Source organism: Streptomyces sp. NPDC004561 (genome assembly GCF_053602155.1).
In genome coordinates this window covers 1-3,014 of record NZ_JBSGDB010000728.1, presented here as the reverse complement: position 1 = coordinate 3,014, position 3,014 = coordinate 1, and the positions used below count along the sequence as shown (strand labels likewise).

At 72.3% G+C, this 3,014-nt stretch carries 2 protein-coding genes and 2 pseudogenes; 3 read left to right on the top strand and 1 reads right to left on the bottom strand.

Going from position 1 to position 3,014, the window contains the following annotated elements; genetic code table 11:
• A pseudogene (locus tag ACWEN3_RS44345) lies at positions 1 to 94 on the bottom strand (LysR family transcriptional regulator); the annotation flags it as partial.
• On the opposite strand from ACWEN3_RS44345, the pseudogene ACWEN3_RS44340 reads away from it, so the two are divergent.
• From ACWEN3_RS44340 to pepN, 3 genes and pseudogenes are all read left to right on the top strand, one after another.
• Positions 90 to 590 (top strand): annotated as a pseudogene (locus ACWEN3_RS44340) (helix-turn-helix transcriptional regulator); the annotation flags it as partial. The pseudogenes ACWEN3_RS44345 and ACWEN3_RS44340 sit on opposite strands and share 5 nt — an antisense overlap.
• 34 nt (positions 591 to 624) lie before the next feature.
• Complete coding sequence (locus ACWEN3_RS44335; protein WP_452983786.1) at positions 625 to 957, top strand: chorismate mutase; 333 nt, start codon at positions 625 to 627, stop codon at positions 955 to 957.
• A gap of 110 nt (positions 958 to 1,067) precedes the next feature.
• A partial coding sequence (gene pepN, locus ACWEN3_RS44330; protein ID WP_452983783.1) for an aminopeptidase N occupies positions 1,068 to 3,014 on the top strand: 1,947 nt, incomplete at its 3' end.

The following is a 3,014-nucleotide window of genomic DNA, read 5'->3' as shown; positions in this document are numbered from 1 at the left end:
TGTGGGCGAGTTCGTCGCCGATGGTCGTCGGGGTCACCCCGCGGGCCTGGCGGAGGAAGAGGGGCTTGCCCAGCTGGCGTTCCAGGGTGCGCATCGCCCGGGCCGCCCGCCGCGGCAATCCGCTGCTGGACGTGGAGACCGGCGCGGCGGTGCACGAGCTGCTCGTCGCTCTGCGCCGCGCCCGCGCCGACCTCGCGCCCGACGGCGACCAGGTCCTCGAGGCCCTCGCCCGGGACGCCTGCACCCCGATGAGCGTCGCCGACCACGCCGCCCGGCACGGCATGACCGCCGCCGAGCTGCGCGGCGCGGTCCGCCGGGCGGCCGGATGCAGCCCCAAGGACTACCTCCTCGGCATCCGGCTCGGCCGTGCCAAGGAGCTGCTCGCCGCCACCGAACTGCCCGTCGCGGCCGTCGCCCGCCGCGTCGGCTACGACGATCCGGCCTACTTCTCCCGGCTGTTCACCCGCCGTGTCGGCATGGCCCCCGTCCGCTTCCGCGCCCAGCAGGGGCGCAATGTCCCCGGTGGCTGGAGCGACCGCGTCCCGGACCCCGACGACCCCCCGATGATCGAATCTCGCCACACCCGGTAGGGGCGGGCCGGGTGAGCACATAGGGTGGGCCCCCATGACCACCAGCAACACCGGCACCGGTGACGCGGACCCCGGGGTCCGCCAGGAACTGGAACGGCTGCGCGACAGCATCGACAACATCGACGCGGCCGTCGTCCACCTGCTCGCCGAGCGTTTCAAGGCCACGCAGCAGGTCGGCCGGCTCAAGGCGGTGCACCAGCTCCCGCCCGCCGACCCGGCCCGCGAGGCCCGCCAGATCGAGCGGCTGCGGCGCCTGGCCGAGAACGCCAAGCTCGATCCGGCGTTCGCCGAGAAGTTCCTGAACTTCATCATCGCCGAGGTGATCCGGCACCACGAGCGCATCGCCGAGGACACCAACGGGCGCTGACCTGGAGGAGGCGCCGGGCCCGTCGCCGGGAACAGGGGCGCGGAGCGGACATAAGCCGTGTACCGATCCGCCCCTGTGCGCTGTCGGTCCCATCAGGCAGCATGGCCTGCATGTCCGTACTCACGCGCGATGAAGCGCAGCTCCGAGCACAGCTCCTCGACGTCCAGCACTACACGGTCGAACTGGACCTCACCACCGGGGACGAGACCTTCGGCTCCCTCACCGTGATCCGGTTCACCGCGCGGTCCGACGGGGACACGTTCGTCGAGCTGAAGCCCGCCGAGCTGCGCGGCGTCACGCTCGACGGACAGCCCCTCGACCCGGAGTCGCTGCACGAGGACCGGCTGCCGCTGAAGAACCTCACCGCAGGCGAGCACGAACTGCGCGTCGACGCGGTCATGCGCTACTCCCGCACCGGCGAGGGCATGCACCGCTTCACCGACCCGAGCGACGGCGAGACGTACGTCTACACGCAGCTGTTCATGGACGACGTCCAGCGCGTCTTCGCCGCCTTCGACCAGCCCGACCTGAAGTCCGTCTTCGAGGTCTGCGTCAAGGCGCCCGAGGACTGGACGGTGCTCGCCAACGGCGTCACCGAGCACCGGGGCGACGGCGTCTGGCGGGCCGCGCCCACCCCGCTGATCTCCACCTACCTGGTCGCCGTCGCCGCCGGCCCCTGGCACTCGGTGCACACCGAGCACCGAGGGCTGCCCTTCGGCATCCACTGCCGCCGCTCCCTCGCGCCGCACCTCGACGCCGACGCCGAGGAGATCTTCGACGTCACGCGCGCGTGCTTCGACCGCTACCACGAGAAGTTCGAGGAGCCGTACCCCTTCGACTCCTACGACCAGGCCTTCGTCCCCGAGTTCAACGCGGGCGCCATGGAGAACCCGGGCCTGGTCACCTTCCGCGACGAGTTCGTCTACCGCTCCGCCGTCACCGACACCGAGCGGCAGAACCGTGCCATGGTCATCGCGCACGAGATGGCCCACATGTGGTTCGGCGACCTGGTCACCCTCAAGTGGTGGGACGACATCTGGCTGAACGAGTCCTTCGCCGAGTACATGGGCTACCAGACCACCGCCGAGGCCACCCGCTTCACCGACCCCTGGACCGAGTTCGGCGTCACCCGCAAGTCCTGGGGCTACGACGCCGACCAGCGGCCCACCACCCACCCGGTGGCCCCCGAGAACGTCGACGACACCGCCTCCGCGCTGCTCAACTTCGACGGCATCTCCTACGCCAAGGGCGCCTCCGCCCTGCGCCAGCTGGCCGCCTGGCTCGGCGAGAAGGACTTCCTCGCCGGCATCAACACCCACTTCGCCCGGCACAAGTTCGGCAACGCCACCCTCGCCGACTTCATCGACTCCCTCGCCTCGGCCACCGAGCGCGACGTGCACGCCTGGGCCGACAGCTGGCTGCGCACCACCGGCGTCGACACGCTCACGCCCGTGATCGCCGCCGACGAGGGCACCTGCACGCTGACCGTGGACCACGCGGGCAGCCGCCCGCACCGCCTCACCGCCGGCCTCTACGACCACGACGTCGCCGACGAGGGCCGGCTGGTGCTGCGCGAGCGCCGCGACCTCGACGTCCCGCAGGCCGAGCCGCAGCCCATCGGCAAGCGCCCCGCGCTGCTCCTCCTCAACGACGGCGACCTCACCTACGCCAAGGTCCGCTTCGACGCCGAGTCCTTCGAGGCGCTCAGCGCCGGCCTGTCCGGGCTGCCCGAGCCGCTCACCCGCGCGGTGGTCTGGAACGCCCTCAGGGACGCCGTCCGCGACGGCGAACTCCCGCCCGCCGCCTACCTGGAGACGGCCCGCGCGCACCTCCCGCGCGAGACCGACCTGGCCGTCGTGCAGGGCGTCCTCGCCTTCGCCTCCGGCCAGATCGCCGACCAGTACCTGCCGGCCGAGGACCGCCCGGCCGCCCTGGCCACGCTCACCTCGCTCTGCCGCGACCTGCTGCGGCGCACCGAGGACGGCGACCACCCCGGCCTGCGGCTGATCGCCGTGCGCCACCTGATCGGTGTGGCCGCCCACCCGGACACCATCGCC

Bases quoted from the DNA above. Each gene is read 5' to 3' on its own strand.
- ACWEN3_RS44335 (WP_452983786.1), top strand. From the start codon at position 625: ATGACCACCAGCAACACCGGCACCGGTGACGCGGACCCCGGGGTCCGC.